The organism is Oceanirhabdus seepicola, from assembly GCF_023684385.1.
GTDB classification, from domain to species: domain Bacteria; phylum Bacillota; class Clostridia; order Clostridiales; family Clostridiaceae; genus Oceanirhabdus; species Oceanirhabdus seepicola.
The window spans coordinates 889727-910954 of record NZ_JAGSOJ010000002.1 but is presented as its reverse complement, the minus strand read 5'-3'; the positions used below and the strand labels follow the sequence as shown (position 1 = coordinate 910954).

Sequence of the window (21228 nt, the reverse complement as noted above, 5' to 3'; positions counted from 1 at the left end):
TAGGCATCTTTAAATACGCCTTAAACTCTAACATTTAAAACACTAAAATTATCATCTTCAAAAAAATCGTTACAATTTATAATATTTATTTCTTCTTCTCTTTCTTCAACGCTAATATTAATTAAAAATTTACTTTCACTAAACATATCTTCTAATTTACTTCTTGTCATTTCTATGACTTTCTTCCATTTTGAATCACATTTTAAATTTATAGTAAGATTATTATTCCTTATTTTAATCAAGCTATCAATTGTACCAATATTTTTTGTTTTTAATGACACAATCATTTTAACATTTTTTGAATCAATTTTCTTTTCTTTTTTTCGATCATCTTTAATTATAAATTTAAAAGGATATTCTTCATCATTATGTTTAAACGGGCTATCAAAATAATAATATTGATTACTAATAGAATTAAATACTTTAAACTTATTAATATTATTGTCTATAAATCCTTGTAATTTATCCGTTAATTCATTACTTTCCTTATAGTCTTTTGATAAAATCATTTTTAACATTTCTTTCGAATCCTTAAGAACTTCATTTATCTCTTTTTTAACTTTATCAGATGTAATAAGTTTTGAGTCTTTAATTATTTCTTTGTTCATATTCTCTTTAGTTACTTCTTTATTCTCTTCTTTAGTTACTTCTTTATTTACTTCTTTATTCTCTTCTTTAGTTACTTCTTTATTTACTTCTTTATTAATATTCTCTTTAGTTATTTCTTTATTTGTGCTTTCTTTTACGGCTTTTTCTTTTCCAACTTTTCCGTCATCACTTTCAATATTGCTCTCTATTTCTTTAAATGATATCTCATTCTTAAGTTCCTTCAACCTTTTTAAATCATCTTGGGAGCTTTCTTGCAAAATATCACTAATCATTTTCTCAATAAATTCAATTTTTTTATTTTCACCGGCACTATATTTATTAACCGCATTAGAAATTGTGTTTTTATTTGCCATTCCAATAAATTCTTTCTGCTCATTACCACTAATCTTATTTCCGTTATATCCACTTACATTATTTCTATCTAGCAATCCCTCTTTAACTAATATTTCTTTCATTTCTTTAAAGCTACTGAATACATTTTCTTTATTGCTAGATAAATTCTCAAGAACTTCTATATTTTTACCACTTGGTGTTATATTATTCTTCAATATAAATATAAGCGATTTAGTGTCAATACTTTTTAATTTATCTAAAGAACCACTAATTAGCTTACTATACATTTCACTTTTACTTTTATCACTTTGCAACCCTTTATTAAAAATGAATTTTTGAGTGAATTGTATTTTTTCATTCTCATTCTCATTTAATTTAGTTTGAAATTGCAAAAGACTTTTTATGGATGAGATATTTTCTTTTGTTAAAGGCATTTTGAATTTAATCATAAGCTTCAATAAATTCATTGTTTCCTCATCCTTTTTTAGCCCTAACTTTTCAATAATTGTATCAACAGAACTTTTATTGCTTCCACTTTCTAAAAATCCCTCAACCAGCTTTAACTGTAACTTTCCTTCTTTAAATCCAGAAACTTTGAACTTTGCAAATTTATTTAATAACTCTGAATCTATTGATTCATCTAGCTCAGCTTCAAATTCCCATCCATCTATAGTTCTCAGTAAAACTGTTTTATCTTCACTAGTTCCTTTGACTTTTGCTCTAACAACTTCTCCTTCACTAAAGGATATCTTTTTATGCATCCTTTTTTTATCTATCTGCCTTAAGCCAGAAATACTTCTGATATCGGACATATTCTCCCCCCTATATCCCTACACCTTATATAACTTTCATATTATTATTATCGAAGAGTTTCACGCTATATAAACATTAAATAATTGTAAAAGTTTAATATCTAATAATTCAATGCATTGTTATATTCTCCCAAATAACAAAGAAACCCAATTTCAGCTTGTTAATCTTCCACAATATAAGGCATATTGAAATAAATAACAAGTCAGTATTCTAGTCTATTTTGCAAACTATTTCGCAAAATATCCATCGAACCTTGGATTTGTTATTTATTTTCATACACCTAAGAAACTGAATTCGGGCTTAATTTTACTATATTATTCGAAAATCACTTTAAAATATTTTTTCTTACCTTTTTTAACTAAGATCATTCCGTCTTTAATATCCTCTTCTGTAATAACTCTACTTATTTCTTCAACTTTCTCGTCATTAATCGAAAGTCCACCTTGTTCTATTAATCTTCTACCTTCTTTTTTTGAAGGAATAATTCTCCCAGCATTTAATACATCAAGAATACCTTTTCCTAATTCTTCTTTACTTAACATAACAGTAGGAACGTTATCTAAGTTAACGCCTCCGCCAAATAATGCTTTTGCAGCATCCTCAGCTTTCTTAGCCTCATCTTCACCATGTATAAGTTTAGTTACTTCGAAAGCCAGTCTCTCTTTTGCTTTGTTTATCTCTGCTCCTTCAAGAGAAGAAAGTTCTTCAACTTCATCCATAGGTACAAATGTTAAAAGAGATAGACATTTTTTCACATCACCATCATCCACATTTCTCCAGTATTGATAAAAATCATATGGTGATGTTTTCTCTGAATCTAACCAAAGAGCTCCATTCTCAGTTTTCCCCATTTTCTTACCTTCACTATTAGTAAGTAATGTACATGTCATTGCATATACTTGCTCTGATTCTTTTCTTCTAACTATATTCATACCTGCTAACATGTTAGACCATTGGTCATCTCCACCAAGTTGCATAGTACAATTATATCTTTTATATAATTCATAAAAATCATATCCTTGCATTAACATATAATTGAATTCTAAGAATGATAATCCTTTTTCTAACCTTTGTTTAAAACATTCAGCCGTAAGCATTTTATTAACAGAGAAACAAACACCTACTTCTCTTAAAAAATCCACATAATTAAGATTTAATAACCACTCTGCGTTATTTACTAAGATTGCCTTATCATCTTCAAAGTCAATAAGTCTTGATAATTGTTCTTTTATACAGCTAACATTATGTTCTATTTCTTCTTTAGTTAGCATCTTTCTCATATCAGTCTTTCCAGACGGATCACCGATCATTGCTGTTCCACCACCAACTAAGGCTATAGGTCTATGTCCACCCCTCTGCATATGTGCCATAAACATCATTGCTATAAAATGACCTACATGTAAACTGTCAGCTGTTGGGTCGAACCCTATGTAAAACGTTATCTTTTCATTATTCAAAATATCCTTTATGTTATCATGCGTTGTTTGCTTGATATATCCTCTTTCACATAAAATATCATAAACATTTCCCAATTCGTATTTCCTCCTATTCTAAATATACCTCTTCTTATTATAACCTTAATTGAGATTTTTGCAACAAAAAAAGGATTGAAATCAAAGCTCAATCCTTTTATCTATTTATTTCTTAAACTCAACAGAATACGAATTCAAATATTCAGGGATTTCATCAATTCTAATACTTATGTTAATATGCATTTTTATTTCAAATTTATCTGATATCCATTGAATCCTTTTTAATAATTCTTCACACTCATTAATAGTGCTAGAGGTTATTTTCAAAAGACCATCAATAAACATCTCTTCTATATCGTAATCTTCGGCTATTGCACCGCACAAGAAACCATAAAATTCATCATAATTTTTTAGTCCAAATTCGTCTGTTGAAATAAATCTAATATTTCTATCAAGCTCATAACTCATTTTATCATCATCATCAAAGTAAACTAGATTTCCTTTTCGCTTACTAACCTTTTCATTGGCTAATTTTATCAGTGATTTTGTTTTTCCGCTACCTTTTCTACCACAGTATAACTGTATCATTTTGATAACCCCCTTCAAAATTCTGAATTTTTTGACTATTAAATATATTATACAGTATTTTACTCTGCTTTTCAAATAAGATACCCAGAGTTGTAAACTTGTAATGTTTACTAAACTCTGGGTACTTAAGTCTACTTTATGTATGTAACTTTATCTTTTCCATTTCTTTTGCTTATATATAGACATTGGTCAGCCACACTTACTACGCCATCAATATTTTTTGAATCATCAGGATAAAATCCCACTCCAAAACTCATAGTAGTTATAACTTTTTCTCCATTAAAGCATAAGGCTTTTTCTTTAATTTCTTCTCTAAGCTTTTCTATTCTCTCATAAACTTTTCTTTTGCTTTCACCATGGCTAATGTATGCTATTAATTCTTCTCCACCATATCTGGCTAGAATATCTTGTTCACAAAGATTATCTTCAATTATACTAGTTACATTATTAAGGACATTATCCCCAAATTGATGTCCATATTTATCGTTAATTTTCTTAAAATCATCGATATCCATCATCACAAGAGCGAATTTATTCTTTGGTTCACTTAAAAGCTTATTATCTAATTGGTTGAAAAAATATTTTCTATTATATATATTTAAAAGAGGGTCCCTTCTTGAACTTTCTCTTATTGTCATATATAGAAAATTATTATCCAAAGCAATTCCAATATGATTTGAAATTGTTGTAAGGAAATTCATATGATCAGAACTTAAAAATCCCCACATACTATGCTCAACAACTATATAACCAAGAACTGTTCCTCTAAAATTTATAGGAACCCCTATTATAGAGTGATTCTCTCCATTATCTACAACAGATTTTTTGTGAGATTTACAATTTATTATAAATGGATTTCTTTCATCAAGAATATCATAATAACTTTTTTCGTAATTATTAAAAGATTTATTATTTATATTTGTTGCTTCTATAACAAATTTTTCATCTTTTTTTATATAAATAGTAGAATATTCAACACCCAAAATTCCAACAATCATATCATTAATTTTAGGAATCAAATCACTTTCACTTACGTTCAGATTTATATATTTACTTATCTCCATTACATTAGTAATTACATCAATTTTTTTTTCTAAAACATCTACCTTATTATTTAAAAGTTCTATTGTACTTTCTGCGAAGCTTTTATATGTTTCAAGCTCTTCTTTAATTTTCTTATAATCAAAGTTGTTTCCATGTAATTCATCCATAAAAAAATCAAACCCCTATTTTTATTCATTCGTCACTATTATTAATTCTATTTCCATTATAAAAAACCCTTTATTTATAGTAATTTTTTTGCATATTATTATACGCTATGCAAAGAATAAGATAATAACTCGTAGATTGGTGTGATATTATGAATTTTTTAAGATTTGTAGGAGCATTTATTCTCCTTACTTGGTTAATTATGCTTTTATTAAGTTTAGGAGGGGCCTTTATAAATATTCTATTAATTTTAGCTGTAGTAATATTTATAGCCGATGCCTTCACAACTTACAAAAGAAAAGGGTAAAAATAAAAATGCACGCTTCGCGTGCATTTTTTAAGCTTTTCCTATAGATGAAAGAACTAACCCTGGATTGTGCTCTAATGCAAATCCAATACCCCACTCACTTTGGAATAAAAGAATACTTCTATCTTTTATATCTTTTACAAGTCTTGTATCACTAGTTAAGCTTAATTTATCAACTGCAACTGGACTTTCTTCAATCCATCTAATATTAGAAAATGCTAACTGTTCAAGTTTAATATCAACATTATATTCATTTTTCATTCTATATTCAAGAACTTCAAATTGAAGAACCCCAACAACACCAACTATAATCTCTTCAACCCCAATATTCGGTCTCTTAAACACTTGAATAGCACCTTCTTGAGATATCTGAGTTACACCTTTTATGAATTGTTTTCTTTTCATAGTATCTATAGGCTTAACTCTAGCAAAATGTTCTGGTGCAAAACTTGGAATTCCCTCAAAAGTAAATTTATTTGGATTCTTACATAATGTATCTCCAATATTAAATATGCCTGGATCAAACACACCAATAATATCTCCTGCATAAGCTTCTTCAATTATCTCTCTATCTTGAGCCATAAATTGCTGTGGCTGAGATAATCTAACCTTTTTACCACCTTGAACATGATTAACTTCAATTCCCTTTTCAAATTTACCTGAACAAATTCTCATAAATGCAATTCTATCTCTATGAGCTTTATTCATATTAGCTTGTATTTTGAATACAAATGCAGAGAATGGCTCTTCATATATGTCGATTTCACCTTTATCTGATTGTCTTGGTGTAGGCGTAGCTGTTTGTTTCAAGAATTCTATTAGGAATGGTTCAACACCAAAATTTGTTAATGCACTCCCGAAAAATATTGGTGAAAGCTTTCCATCTCTAACTGCTTCAACATCAAATTCATCACCTGCATAATCTAATAATTCGATATCTTCCATAAGTTTTTCGTAGAAAGCAGGACCTATATATTCAATCAATTTGTCTTCTTCATCTATCCCAATTCTATCAACCGCTACTTGTTCTTGCCCATGTTTACCACCACTAAATACAAGTACCTCTCTAGATACCCTGTCAAATACCCCTTTAAAGTTCATCCCACATCCAATAGGCCAATTCATAGGATATGTTTTTATTCCCAACTCATTTTCAAGTTCTTCTAAAAGTTCATATGGATCTCTAATCTCTCTATCAACCTTGTTTACAAAAGTGAATATAGGTGTTTCTCTTAAAGCACAAACATGGAACAACTTTCTTGTTTGCGCCTCTACACCTTTAGCTCCATCGATTACCATTACAGCATTATCTGCTGCCATCAATGTTCTATACGTATCCTCACTAAAGTCTTGGTGTCCAGGTGTATCAAGTATATTAATACAAAAATCATTATATTTAAACTGCATTACAGAAGACGTAACAGAAATTCCTCTTTGTTTCTCAATCTCCATCCAGTCAGATACAGCATGCTTAGATGACTTTCTTGACTTAACAGTACCAGCTTCTCTAATAGCTCCTCCATATAGAAGGAATTTCTCAGTTAGTGTGGTTTTTCCTGCATCCGGGTGAGAAATTATAGCAAACGTTCTTCTTCTTTCAATTTCATTAACTATATTACTCAACTATCATTCGCTCCTCTTATTATATAATATAAAAATCAAGGCTTTGCCTTAGCAAAGCCTATGCATCTTTTTTTAAATTTTCTTCAATATTTCCTAACTGCATTATTTCTAATACTTCAGCAGCTCTATCTTTTGTATTTCCAGTTAATTCAACATAAGGAACTTTTTCATTATCTATAAATTGTTTTATGGCATTATCTATCCCTATAGCTACTTCTTCATCTTGCCATCTCACGCCATCTTTTTTATAACCAAATTCTCTAGGTACATAAAAAATATAATCGTATTTATTTATATCTTTCAAAGCATGATTATAAAGATCTTTTAATATTTCGATTTCCTTAGCAGTTCTTTTCTTATCACCTAACATGAATCTTCCATAAATATATGGTAAGAATGTTGCATAATCTGTAATCGCATAATCAAACTCTTCAAGTTCTTTGTCTATAAACATCTGTCCTAAATATATACCGTATTGCTCACTAATCGTCTCAATCATACCTTTATCCTTAAGATACTTAGTAGAATATTCTGGTATGCACCCAACGCTTAAACCCATTATTTTCATATCAACATAAAGTTGTTGCATCAATGTAGTTTTTCCGCATCTTGGTCCACCAATGATAGCAATTCTCACAGTCATCGCCTTGACCCCCTAAAGTTTTGTACACTACATTATATCAGCAAAACTCCAAACATTCAATAAAAAAAACAAATTCTTATTCATATGCATCAAGGTAATATTTTCTTTAATAACATGCTAGCACCAGCCATTTTCCATATAATTGAAACACGAATCTTCACCTCTCACAAATCCCTTTAATGTTCGTATTTACCTAGGTATAAACCCTACTTTTTTCATAACTTTCCTTAAGGTTTTATTAGCTACATAACTTGCTTTTTGAGCACCATTCTTATAAATTTCTTCTAACTCTTTCTTATTAGTCAGAAGTTCATTAACTTTTTCTTGTATTGGTTTTAGTTCATTAACAATTATCTCTGCAACATCTTTCTTAAAATCAGCATATCCCTTATCCGCATATTCTTCAACAATCTGCTGTGGTTCAACCCCTCTTATAGTACCCATTATATTTATCATATTCTTTATACCTGGCTGTTCGTCACAATAATTCACCTTTCCTACTGTATCTGTTACAGCTCTACTAACTTTCTTTCTTATAACTTCTGGTGGATCCATAATAAGAATATATCCATTTCCATTCTCATCAGATTTTGACATTTTCTTTTCAGGATTCTGAAGATCCATAATTTTAGCTGAACTCTTTGATACATATCCATCTGGAATTTTAAAAGTATCACTATATGCATTATTAAATCTGTTTCCAATATCTCTTGCTAACTCAAGATGCTGTATCTGATCCTTTCCTACTGGCACAAGTTCCGTTTGATAAAGAAGTATATCGGCAGCCATTAATACAGGATAATTAAATAATCCTGCTCCTATACTCTCTCCACCTTTTGAAGATTTATCTTTAAATTGAGTCATTCTTCCTAATTCGCCCATATATGAGTTACATGTTAAAACCCATGAAAGCTCACTGTGTGCTGGCACGTGTGATTGAATAAATACTGTATTTTTCTCTGGATCAATACCAGCTGCTAAATATATAGCCAAAACTTCTAAAGTTCTTCTTCTTAAATCTTTAGGTGTTTGATTTACAGTTATTGCATGCATATCCACAACACAATAAAAACATTCATACTGATCATCATCTTGAAGTTTCACCCAATTTTTTATAGCTCCTAAATAATTTCCTAATGTTAAATCCCCTGATGGTTTTATTCCACTAAATATAATTTTCTTATTTTCCATAACTATACCTCCGCTTTCAAATATTTTTTGTTTAATAAAATTTATTATTCTTTGATAATTCTTCATCTGAAAAACTTTAAAGAAATTGAGAATGGATGATGTAGAATGGATAATGAACGACATTTCTCTTCGAGAAATTTTAATCTTATTGTTCCTTAGACAATAAAATTTTACTCGTTTCATCAAGGATGAAACCTTGTATTTTAATACAATATTTTATCTTTAGATAAAATAAGTAAACTTCTCTTACTCTAGAGACCAATAAAATGTGGGTTCTGCGTAAGCAGAAACATCCATCGTTCTCCACTCTCCACTCACCATTCTCAACTTGTTTTTAAAATAAAAAAGTCCTATAAACTATTTACATAGTTTATAGGACGTATTCACACGTGTTGCCACCTATTTTCAAGAATAAAATTCTTCTCGTTACAGATACATTCATATCCTGTTTCTATAACGTGAAACTTATCCGTCATCAACTACTCAGGAACTTCCCTTTCATCTTGATTCTCCGAGATCCATTCATTTTGAACATAATTATTACCATCTCACCAACTGATAATTCTCTGTAAATCTGTTTTCAAAACTACTAATTCTCTTCTAAGAATTTTTTTGAATTATAATAATAAATATATGTTATTTTATACTACATGTTATACCTTTTAATAAAAATTGTCAATATAGAATTTCTTTTTTGTAAGTTTTTTTTCCTTTCATGTGGAATACTATAAAAAAAGTACTTTAGAAAGGATGTTTTATTATGAATAAATATTCTAAGGAAACCAAAAACAATCTTTATGGACCTCACCAACGAGAATTTCTTGAAGCTGGAGAAAAAGAAGTAAGATCATCTGGTCCACTTGACTCCGTTACACTTCCAGATAATGTTGTGGATCCTATAGTAAGTAATAATATTTCACAAGCTGAATTTGATTATACTTATGACTCAGTATTAAAAACCTCTGAAAAAGAAGAGGAATAATAAAAACAAGATTTAGGTTCTGACCTTTGGTCAGAACCATCCATCATTCTCCATTATCAATTATACATTATCCATTTCTTTTAAATATCACCACCACATCATAACTTCCAACTTTATAAAGTGGTATATAATCTTCATTATAATGCTCACCATTTATGATAATCTTATAACTATTTCCTTTCTTTACGCTTATATTATATACTGCCTCTTCATTTCTATATTTTATTTTAAACTCATTCCATGAATCTGGAACCTTTGGATTAATTGTTATTTTTTGCCCTTGAACAACTTTAAATCCTAATAAATATTCAATTCCTAAGCTGTAATACCATGAAGCACTTCCAGTATACCAACTCCATCCTCCAAGTCCAATATTACTTTCGTTAGAGTAAACATCTGCACAGGTTACATAAGGCTCTTTTTTATATTTTTCACAATCATCTAAATGCTTAGTTTTATTAACTGGGTTTATCATAGACATAAGCTTATAGCCTTTTTCTTCTTGATTCATCATAATATAAGCAATAATTCCCCAAATCACACCATGAGTATATTGCCCTCCATTTTCTCTTACACCACTAATATACCCTTTTATATATCCTGGTTCTTCTTTACAATCTCGAAATGGTGGATCCAAAAGTTTTATTAATCCATTTTCATAATCTACTAAATATTTTTCAGCACTTTCCATAGCTTTTTTGGTCTTCTCTTTTTCGCCAACAGTACTTATTACACTCCATGCTTGAGATATCATATCTATTTTACAATCTTCATTTTCTGATGAACCTAATGGTGATCCATCATCAAAATATGCTCTTCTATACCATTCTCCGTCCCATGCTTTTGTATTAATGGCACTTTCAATTTCAAAAGAGTTTTTCTTTAATTCTTTTATTAAATCATCTTCCCCTTTAAATTTGCATAGTTCAATAAACTTCAATATGATATCATATAAAAATTCTCCTAGCCATACACTTTCCCCTTTATCTTTATATCCAATATTGTTCATGCCATCATTCCAGTCGCCACAACCCATTAATGGAAGGTTATTATCTCCAAATCTACATCCTCTTCTTATAATTTTTATACATTTATGAAAGAGTGTATCCTTCTCTTTACCATCTTCATAAATACCATATTTTTCACATTCATTTTCTTTCAGTAGTTCTCCTTCTAAATATGTAGTCTCTTCATCTAATATACTGTAATCACCACTTTTATTTACATATTCTATAACCACATAAGGTAACCAAAGCAGATCATCACTGAATCTTGTTCTTATTCCACTACCAATATACTGATGCCACCAATGAAGAACATCACCTTCTTTGAACATCTTTTTAGATGCCTCCAATATGTATTTTCGAACTTCTTTTTTATTGAAAGAAATTATGGGGATTAAATCTTGAAGTTGATCTCTAAATCCAAAAGCTCCTCCACTTTGATAAAAGGCACTTCTTGCTTTATATCTACAACTATAAATCTGATAAATAAGCCAACTGTTCATCATTATATCAAAGGATGGATCTGGTGTATCAACTTGTAATCTATTAACAATTCCCTTCCAATATCTCTGAGTTCTTAAATACTCATATGATGCTGAATCATGCTCATTGCATATTTTTATAAGTTCTTCAATTTCAGATATACTCTCACCAGCTCCTAAAATTATATGAACATTCTTATCTTCACCTTTTTTTAGATTCATACTACTCTCAGCATAAAGACAGCTACTGTTGTTTATACCTTGCACCTCATATATATTATTGTGCATAATCCCTTTGGGATTTAAAACATTACCACCTTTAATTACTTCATATCTATCACCTGTGAATTTCACGTTCTCTACATCTAATATTTTCAAGAAAACCTTGCTATTCTTAAAGGAAGAATTATAAGGATTATCAGCATAAATATATTCATGTTCTACGTTTATTTTTGTTCGAATGTATCTCCTATTCCCACCTTCATTTACTCCAAGAACTAAACCCGCATAATACATTAAAGTAAAGTTATTTTCACTGATTTCACTGTTTTTTATTCTCACATGTATATGTTTTATATTTTTTTCACTATTCATAAATACAGTCATTGCAAAATGAGTACCCTTATAAACATATTCATATTTTGAATATCCCAAACCATGCCTTATTTTTCTCTCACCTTCATCATCAAAAGGCGCTTTTGTAATGGCAAATATTTTACCATTATTATTATCTCTGATATATAGATATTCTTCTCCTAAATCTGTAATCTCGTTATTATTCCATGGGGTTATTTTAAATTCTCTACTATTTTTAAACCAAGTATACATTGTTCCTCTCTCACTTGTAATGAATCCCATGTTATCATTTGATATTACATTACACCATGGCGAAGGGGTATTCTTTTTCCCATTTAAAATAATATCATAACTCTTATCACCAACATTAAATCCACCATATCCGTTGAAAAACTTCAATCTTTCAAGATTTTTACTAAACTTCCTTTCATGCTGATTATTAATATCCTCTAAGTTCCGCTCTTCCGCACACACTTCTTTCTTTTCAAATGGTATTTGTATAAATAGTGGTCCCTCAATATCATTAAACTGGAGAACACTAACATACTTGAATATGTTAATATCTTCTTTCTCTAACTCATAGAAATTTTTTATATATATTCCACCATTAGTGTTTATTACTTCCCCTATATTAGCACTCTCAATTTCATTATAAACTGCATCTTTTATCGGCTGATTATACCCCTGTAGTTCCTTACATAATATCAATATATCAAATTTAAAATCTAACATCTTCAAGTATTGATATACTTTGATTAATTGTTTTATATGTGTGAGTCCACTACATTTATTGATTTCAAATTGTATTATTGGGTAATCACCAGATATACCATACTTCCATAAATCTTGTTGAGTCCCAAGCAAATCATCTTCATTTAATTCACAAGTATTTCTTTTGCCAAAAATGAGTTTTGAACAAATATTCATGATAAGTTGGTAACTTCCCGAACTTATATCCATTATTTCTAAGTTATTAAAACTTTTTTCATCAAATCCTTTTATATTTTCATCAATTTTAATAGGATTATTATTTTTACTATGAATTCCCTTAATTTCATCTATTGAACCAGCAATACCATAACAAAAATATATTTTTTTTCTTTCACCAGCTTTTAAAGTCAACTTAATCTTGTGAGAAAAAACAGGTTCTAATACATCCCCAGAACTATTATCATATTCTCCCTTAAGAATAATTTCTGGAGAATATTCTACGTTCAATCCTCTTCCAACAATTTTTCTTTTATTACTTTGAAAATACTTTTCTCCTTCACCAATTATATAAGTAAATCCTAAAACCGTATTATCAGACTTGCTTCTTTTTCTCTTTTTGCAAATAAGAATTTCTTCTTCCTCTAAATATTCAGTACTCATAAATAATTTCCCGAATGCAGGGTGTGCACTATGAGCTTGCAACTCACTCAATATTACTTCACAATAACTATACAATTCTATATTTTTCGTATCTTTTCCGTTATTCATTATTTCAATAATTCTATATTCTAACGCCTCATTTTTTTCTACAGTACATGAATAATTAACATAAACCTCTCCACTAGAGCTTATAAATGATGCATCATTGTGTTTAAATACTACTTCTCCGTATCCGTTATCACATTTATTAACATCTGAAAGACACCAAAATTTTTCTTTATCAAGATTTATGAAAAATAGTATTCCACCTTCTTCACATACATAATCCTTATTGTAATAGTTAAGACAAATATTATTTCTTTTACTTACCCCTTTACCATTATAAGAAATTAGATTACTATACTTTTCATTGCTCATAATATGAATTTCAGGTATAAGAAGATTTATGTCTTTGAATTTCCTAACATATCTTTTCTTTTCTTCCTTGAAATGAGATATTTTATTTATCTTTTTACTATCAAAGATTATACTATTAGGAATATTCTCCATAAGTAATCTTTCCATACATTTTACATTTGGTATAGCATGAAAAAGCTCTCTTAATCTATTATCATTCAAAATATTATTTAATGCCATAAGTATCATTCCTTGATGATGAATCATAAAGGATTTGATAATTTCATATTCTTTATCCCTTTTCATTCTACTTCGAGTAAAATCTATTGCTTCATATAATCCATATTTCCCTTCCATTCCAAGGTCTCTTAATTTTTTAACATTATCTATACATTCTTTTTTATTCATCATCATTAACAAGAAAGTAGAATATGGTGCTATAACTAAATCTGGATTCAAAATATTTTTCATTGCTAATGTAGGAACACCAAAAGCCTTATATTGATAATTATCATTTACATCAAATCCAAAATAACCACTTTCAGATACCCCAAATGGTATTGAGTATTCTTCACCGAAACTTTTTTGAGCTTTCAACACACCTATACTCATTTCTTCAAAAGCACTACCTTTAAAATCCTTTAATAATAATGATGGCATAAAATATTCAAATGTGGTTCCACTCCAAGATGCAAATACTCTCTTGTTTTTTACCATAAAAAGATTTCTTCCTAGTTTAAACCAGTGCTCTAAAGGAACATCTCCTTTAACTATTGCCATAAAACTTGTAATCCTAGCTTCAGAAGCAATCAAATCATAGGAATTCTCGCTTAATTTATTGTTATTTATATCATATCCAATAGAAAATAATCCAAGTTCTTTGTTATACAAGGTTTCAAAATTTGTATTATTTATAACAACATCTATTTGTTCAATAACCTTATTAATTTTTCTATTTAAATCATCAATATTTTTCTTAATATTTTCAAATTTCACATCATCTTTCATCTTAAACAACTCATTGTACGTTATGTTGCCTACTTTTAACTCTTTTAATAAATCATAATTCAGATACTTATTTTCTTTTTCAAATGATTTCAATAAACTTTCTGTCTTTTTCAACCAAAATCCTTCACTATCTAATAACTTCAACTCCTCTAATAACCCACTTATATATCTAGTTATTTTTTCACAATTACTGTAATTCATATCATTACCCATTAACTTGATATTTTCATAGGCATTAAATAATAGTTCCTTATCCCCTAACCTATCTCCATATTCTAGACTTAAAAGTTCTAATGTATCTCTCAATCCATATATTCGCTCTTTGTTCAGCAAGAAACTATTTCTACTTACTTCTAAAAAACTTTTAGCCAAATAAAGATATGAAATAAGATTGCCACTGTCCACTGTAGATATAAATTTAGGTTCTAAAGGCTTCAATGTCTTTACATCATACCAGTTAAATAGATGCCCATTAAACTTTTCTAACTTATTTACTGAATTCAATGTTTTTCCAATACGCTCCACAGCATCAATTAATGAAATATACCCAAGATCATATGCGCATATATTGGATGTTATTGCCATTCCAATATTGGTAGGTGAAGTTCTTTCAGCTAAAGGCACATTCGGATGTATTTGAATATTATCAATTCCAAGAAAGTTCGTCTCTTCATTAACACAATCTTCAAAATACCCCCATGTCTTTCTTGCGATTCTTCTTAAATACTTTCTATCACTTTTAAACATCTTCTCCACATTCTCATTATCACATTCTCTACTTATGCTATAGGCTATATATGGACTAAAAAACCATAATCCACATGGAAAAAGATAATACATCATTAAATCAACATGATAAGCGTAAGATACAAGCATAACAACAACAGAAAATATTGGTGCTACCTTCATTTCTTTCACATAAAATAAAAAGCTATTATCTGCATTTTTTTCTATAGTACTCGCTGGAGTCCACTGAAGAAGATTTCTTTTTGAAAAAAACATTCGATATAAAGTTCTTACAATAGCATCACCCATTAAATAAGAATTGTATGGTATAAACGCTATTATTACCAATATCCTTTCTATTGTGTTTTTGTAATTTTTGTAATCATAAAGAAGCCCATAAGTCTTAGCTTTAAGAAAGACAACTTCACTGATATTTATCAAAACAGGCACAATATATGATATAAGTGCTGCAGCTAACCACACACCTTTATCATTTGGTAGTATGTTTAACAAAGAGAAAATTATAATAGCAATTATGCTAGGTGATATTAAACTTCTCCTCATATTATCTATAATTTGAATTTTATTTAAAGCCTTAAGATTCGTTCTCTTTAAAAAATCTATTAGTTGCCAATCCCCCCTTACCCATCTATGTAATCTCTTACAAAATGAGTAATAGCTCGTTGGATAACTATCAATAAATTCTATATCAGTACCTAATCCACATTTTACAAAAGCCCCTTCTATAAGATCATGACTGAGAACTGTGTATTCTGGTATTTCTTGATTTAAAACTTTATTAAACATGTCAATATTATAAATACCTTTGCCTGTGAAAATTCCTTCTCTAAATAAATCTTGATATATATCTGAAACTGCTCGTGTATATATATCAAACCCACTATCCCCACTAAATATTCTTGAAAATAGGGATTTATTATGAGAGACATAGTTTATACTAATCCTTGGTTGAATTATTGTATATCCCCTAATAACCTTCTTCTTTTTTTCATCATAAATAGGTTTATTAAGAATATGTTCCATTGCTCCAACAAGTTTTTTACACACACCAATTGGTAAGAATGTATCTTCATCAAGAGTAATTATATGTTTACACTCTTGTAGTTTTTGTATATCTCCTCCTAAAACTTCATAAGTTGTATTCTTATCTCCTCTCAGAAGTCGATTAAATTCAACTAACTTACCTCTTTTTCGCTCCCATCCCATCCAGTATTTATCTCTATGATTAAATATTCTCTTTCTAATAAATACATTGAACTTACTGTGTTCATTATATTTTTCATTTAGTGTTTCAATACACTTTAATGAATAATCTCTTAGTTTTTCATCATTTTCTTTTTTAAAAACATCATTGTCAACATAGTCTCCCAATAAGGCAAAATAAATATTATCATCCTTATTTCCCAAGAAATATATTTCCAATTTATCAGTTAATTCTTTAATATCATTCTCATTAGTAAACATACAAGGTATAACAACACAGGTTTTATTATCTTCATTTATTCCATTATAAAAATCTATTTTAGGTATTATTTCAGGATTTTTTCTTATAGAAATAACCCAATTAATCAACGTTAATGATAATTGACTAAAAGAAGGAATCAATAATAATGCAGGAATAATATACTTAATTAAACTTTTTTCATTATCTATTAGATATACTCCTCTTAATAGAATTCCAATAAAAAACAAGGTCAATATTACATTTGTAGATACATATATTTTCACTCGACTCTTTTTATTAATAAATGAAGGTTTGAAAAAACTCCCATAATTCTTTAATAAAAATTTTTGTCCATAGTCTACTATATAGTATCCAACATGTTTATTTATCTCCTCCACTGCTTTTTCACACTTATTTAAAATAGAATCAACTATTTCGAATTCACTAATCCCAAATTTCTTTGACATTTTTTCTATCTTACTTCTATATAATTTTTTAGATTCTAAATCCATACTACTATATACCTTCGATGGATCCCTTAGCAACATTCTCTCTACATAAGAAATTTGTGTAATGCAATTTTCCCATTGAATTTTTTCAATTAGGTTTAAACTTTTTATATATCTAGAAATTTTACACTCATTATCTATTAAAAAACTCTTAGTTTTATTTGAAATATCTTCTTCATCAATATTATTAGTTTTTACGATGTTATTATATATGTTATACATGGGAATATTATTTTCACTGTATTCATGTAAATATTCTAATGTTTTATTAATAAAGAACAATTTATTTCTTTTATAATTATCATTAAAAATTTCAACAAATTCATTTTCATCAATTAAATTTTCTTTTAATTTTTCAATCAATTCACAAGAAATTTCCTCTTCTTCCGTCAATAGTGCTATTTGTCCTGAAACAACGCTTATGCATTGTATTAATGAAAAGCTTATACATGATTTCAGAAAGTTAATCTCTCTATAAGAAAGCCTTCCACCTTTTTCACATTCTTTAAAAGCTTTGATTATATCTTCTTTACACAGTACATCTTGAATATCTTTTATATATTTCATGGTCAGAAGCAAAATTCTAGGATATCTTTTTAATTCCTTATTACTAGTCTTTATATATGTAGGTAAGCTTTGTATTCCATTATTACTTAGTGTTCTGGTTAAAATTTTATATTCTTTCTCAATTATACTTATATTATCAACTATCCATCTTTCACAATTGTTTATATTCTCAAGCTTGTATGAAACCAGTCGATTATAACTCTTCTGTATATATTCATAACTTACTTTCACTTGATTAATAATTCTTTTTTCATCTTTTTTATTTAGATTTACATATCTATATGAAATATTATCTTCTTTAAAACTTTTATAACATTCTTCAAATTCATCAATTTTTTTGTATAAAATATCAAATTCATCTTTGTTATTATTTCTAATATGTATAAAAGAAAATAGGAATAAAATACATATTCCAGTTAAAGTAAAAAATAGCCAAACCATCTGACTACCCCCTTTCATTTCTTAACTCTTCATGTATTTTATCCCTATTTCATTGAAATTATTATTTCTTTATAAAAAACAAACTAGCCATTAGGCTAGTCTGTTTTTAAATCTATCTATAAGCTAAAGAACTCAAGATATACTTTATAAGCATAAGTATGATCTTTTACTCCTGCCATTTCCCTTATTGAATGCATAGCTAATTGTGGTAATCCAATGTCCACTGATCTCATATTCAAGTGTGTTGAATTAATTGGCCCTATAGTAGAACCACCTCTTACGTCAGATCTATTAACAAACTTTTGATAAGGAACTTCACATCTTTTGCAAATCATCTCAAAAACCGCACCTGATTCACTATCAGTTGTATAGCTTTGATTTGCATTTATTTTTATCACTGGACCATTATTGATTATAGGCCTATTAGTTGGATCGTGCTTCTCAACATAGTTTGGATGTATAGCATGAGCATTATCTGCAGAAATAATAAATGAATGAGCAATACTTCTTAGGTAATTATCTCTAGTTCCACCAAGTGCAAGTACTATTCTCTCTAATATTATTGCTAACATTTCTGAGTCTGCTCCTTGCTTTGTTGAACTACCTATTTCCTCATTATCATAGCAAACCATTACATTTGTTGCTTTTGTATTTTTACATTCTACAAGTGCTCTTATTCCAGAATGAATATTTTGAAGATCATCAAGTCTAGCACTTGAAATGAATTCTTCGTTGAATCCTACTAAACAACCTTTTTCAAACTCATATAAGAATAGATCAAAATCTATAATCTTATCCATTTCAACATTTAATTCCTCAGCTATAAGCTTTAAGATAAAATTATCTTTCTCCAACTTTTCATTTATCATACCAACTAAAGGAAGAACATGATTTTGTCTATTAAGCTCTACCCCTTTATTTACTTCTCTATTCATATGTATTGCAAGATTAGGAATTATCATTATAGGTTTGTTTATATTCATAAGTCTTATTTCTGGTTTTAGAGGATTTTCGCTCATTAGCGTCACTCTACCTGCTACAGATAATGGTCTATCTAACCATGTATTTACTATAGGACCACCATAAACTTCAGTGTTTAATTTTAAGTAAGTTTTTTCAGCCACCATTTCTGCATTTGGTTTAATTCTAAATCCAGGAGAATCTGTGTGTGCTCCAATCAATCTAAATCCTTTTTCCTCAATATTATCGCTTCCTACTGTGAATGCAATTAATGCGGAACCATTTTTAGTAGTGAAATATTTTCCACCCTTTTCAATTTTCCATTCATCCCCTTCGTTTAATTTAACGAAGTTTTCTTTCATTAATTGTTCTTCCACATTTTCTACTGCATGAAAAGCTGTTGGACTATCATAACAAAAATCTATCAACTCTTGAGCAAATATTTTTTCATTCATACTTTTTCCTCCTAGCATTATGCTTTTTTATCAAAGGTATATTTAATAAAATACACTAATGTACCTAATATACCTTATATCCCCTATAGTATACACCATAACATTTCTATTTTATATAAAAAATCCAGAATTATTTAGATATTCTAAAGTTTTTTTATCTCATGGGGATTTAAAACCCCAAAAGTTGTGCGTAGTAGACTTCAGAATAAGCAGCAAGTGAAGTTAAACGTCACTCGTTCTCCACTATCTCTTAACTTCCAACTATTCTTTTAAACTCTCCCTTTCACCATAATAAACATCAAAATAATAGTAAACATTTCTCTAATACGAAATATATTATATTGTATAGAAAATATGAAATTATGAAATTAGGAAGTGAATTAAATGGCTACAATTAAAAACTATTTCCCAGGGGGTAATACCTCAAAAGGTTTCTATTCATTCTACAGATATATTATGAGTCAAAAAGAAGCCACAAGAATTTTTTGTATTAAAGGTGGGCCTGGAACAGGTAAATCCACATTAATGAAAGATATCGGTAAATACTACTACGATAAAGGATATGATATTGAGCATCATCATTGCTCTTCTGATAACAATTCTCTTGATGGAGTTGTTATAAAAGGATTGAATGTTGTTCTAATAGATGGAACTGCACCTCATGTTGTAGACCCTATCAATCCTGGTGCTGTCGATGAAATTTTAAATCTTGGTGAATGTTGGAACGTGGATGGATTTGGGAAGTATAGACAAATGATTATTGATACAAATAAAGAAGTTGGTCTTTATTTTAAAAAAGCCTACAAATATATTGCAGCTTCAAAAATAATAAATGATGATCTATGCTCATATTATTCTGCTGCTCAAAACTGGGGTAAAGTCAATGAACTCATGCTTTCATTAAAAGATGAAATACTACCAGACAAAAAATCAAATAAACTTCATAAAGATCGACATATGTTTGCAACAGCGCTTACACCTAATGGAATAATCAGTTTCATAGAAAATTTAACTGAGGGTATTCAAAAGATATATGTTCTTCAAGGAAAACCTGGTACTGGACACGATTTAATTCTAGAATATTTATATGAAGAAGCTTTAAGATACGGTTATTATACCGAAGTATTTCATAGCCCTCTAAGGCCTGATAAAATATCCCATCTTATTATTCCTGAACTAGATATTGCTCTTGCATCAAGTAATGAAATTTATACTCCTCAAATCAGTCATGGAAGGATTATAAATCTTAATAGACATTTAAATAATGCTCTATTAACAAAAAAATCAGATGAAATTAACGAATGTGAAGATGATTTTTATAACTTATTAAACAAAGGTTTGGCTAATCTTAAAATTGCGAAAAGTGTTCATGATAAACTTGAAACTGGATATATTCCAAATATGGATTTCAATAAAATTAATCAAGTCAAAGAAAATATTATCTCAAGAATTAATGGATATATAAAATAATTAAGAGAGGCTCACGAGCCTCTCTTTT

Annotated in this window: 12 protein-coding genes and 1 other annotated feature; of the genes, 3 read left to right on the top strand and 9 right to left on the bottom strand. The window is 28.8% G+C overall.

The features are described from left to right. Positions 1 to 20: 20 nt before the first annotated feature. The 4 genes from KDK92_RS11560 to KDK92_RS11545 form a co-directional block, all read right to left on the bottom strand. Complete coding sequence (locus KDK92_RS11560; RefSeq protein WP_250859412.1) at positions 21 to 1754, bottom strand: hypothetical protein; 1734 nt, start codon at positions 1752 to 1754, stop codon at positions 21 to 23. A gap of 315 nt (positions 1755 to 2069) precedes the next feature. After that, positions 2070 to 3287, bottom strand: coding sequence for a tyrosine--tRNA ligase (gene tyrS / locus KDK92_RS11555; protein WP_250859411.1), 1218 nt, complete (start codon positions 3285 to 3287; stop codon positions 2070 to 2072). A 105-nt stretch (positions 3288 to 3392) separates the two neighbouring features. Next, on the bottom strand, positions 3393 to 3815 hold the full coding sequence (locus KDK92_RS11550) for a hypothetical protein (protein WP_250859410.1): 423 nt from the start codon (positions 3813 to 3815) through the stop codon (positions 3393 to 3395). A 131-nt stretch (positions 3816 to 3946) separates the two neighbouring features. Continuing rightward, positions 3947 to 5026: a sensor domain-containing diguanylate cyclase gene (locus tag KDK92_RS11545; RefSeq protein WP_250859409.1), complete on the bottom strand. Its 1080-nt coding sequence runs from the start codon at positions 5024 to 5026 to the stop codon at positions 3947 to 3949. 149 nt (positions 5027 to 5175) lie between these two features. On the opposite strand from KDK92_RS11545, the gene KDK92_RS11540 reads away from it, so the two are divergent. Continuing rightward, positions 5176 to 5331 carry a hypothetical protein gene (locus tag KDK92_RS11540; protein ID WP_250859408.1) on the top strand — a complete coding sequence of 52 codons (156 nt, stop codon included), beginning with the start codon at positions 5176 to 5178 and terminating at the stop codon, positions 5329 to 5331. Between the two features lie 30 nt (positions 5332 to 5361). Here the strand turns inward: KDK92_RS11540 and KDK92_RS11535 are convergent, their stop codons facing one another. From KDK92_RS11535 to trpS, 3 genes are all read right to left on the bottom strand, one after another. Beyond that, the gene (locus KDK92_RS11535) at positions 5362 to 6954 is read right to left on the bottom strand and encodes a peptide chain release factor 3 (protein ID WP_250859407.1); all 1593 of its coding nucleotides are present in this window, start codon (positions 6952 to 6954) and stop codon (positions 5362 to 5364) included. Positions 6955 to 7012: 58 nt separating this feature from the next. Beyond that, the gene (locus KDK92_RS11530; protein WP_250859406.1) at positions 7013 to 7597 is read right to left on the bottom strand and encodes an ATP/GTP-binding protein; all 585 of its coding nucleotides are present in this window, start codon (positions 7595 to 7597) and stop codon (positions 7013 to 7015) included. Between the two features lie 189 nt (positions 7598 to 7786). Further along, entirely contained in the window at positions 7787 to 8788 is a 1002-nt protein-coding gene (gene trpS, locus KDK92_RS11525; protein ID WP_250859405.1) for a tryptophan--tRNA ligase, read from the bottom strand. 370 nt (positions 8789 to 9158) lie between these two features. After that, positions 9159 to 9400, bottom strand: a binding site (T-box leader). Positions 9401 to 9548: 148 nt separating this feature from the next. On the opposite strand from trpS, the gene KDK92_RS11520 reads away from it, so the two are divergent. Further along, positions 9549 to 9770, top strand: a complete 222-nt coding sequence (locus KDK92_RS11520; protein WP_250859404.1) for a hypothetical protein — start codon at positions 9549 to 9551, stop codon at positions 9768 to 9770. Positions 9771 to 9837: 67 nt separating this feature from the next. Here KDK92_RS11520 and KDK92_RS11515 read toward each other — a convergent pair whose 3' ends face one another. Both KDK92_RS11515 and KDK92_RS11510 read right to left on the bottom strand, forming a co-directional pair. Then, positions 9838 to 18315, bottom strand: coding sequence for a GH36-type glycosyl hydrolase domain-containing protein (locus tag KDK92_RS11515; RefSeq protein WP_250859403.1), 8478 nt, complete (start codon positions 18313 to 18315; stop codon positions 9838 to 9840). Positions 18316 to 18431: 116 nt separating this feature from the next. Next, the gene (locus KDK92_RS11510) at positions 18432 to 19730 is read right to left on the bottom strand and encodes a M18 family aminopeptidase (protein ID WP_250859402.1); all 1299 of its coding nucleotides are present in this window, start codon (positions 19728 to 19730) and stop codon (positions 18432 to 18434) included. A 384-nt stretch (positions 19731 to 20114) separates the two neighbouring features. On the opposite strand from KDK92_RS11510, the gene KDK92_RS11505 reads away from it, so the two are divergent. Continuing rightward, on the top strand, positions 20115 to 21200 hold the full coding sequence (locus KDK92_RS11505; RefSeq protein WP_250859401.1) for a PRK06851 family protein: 1086 nt from the start codon (positions 20115 to 20117) through the stop codon (positions 21198 to 21200). Positions 21201 to 21228: the final 28 nt, after the last annotated feature.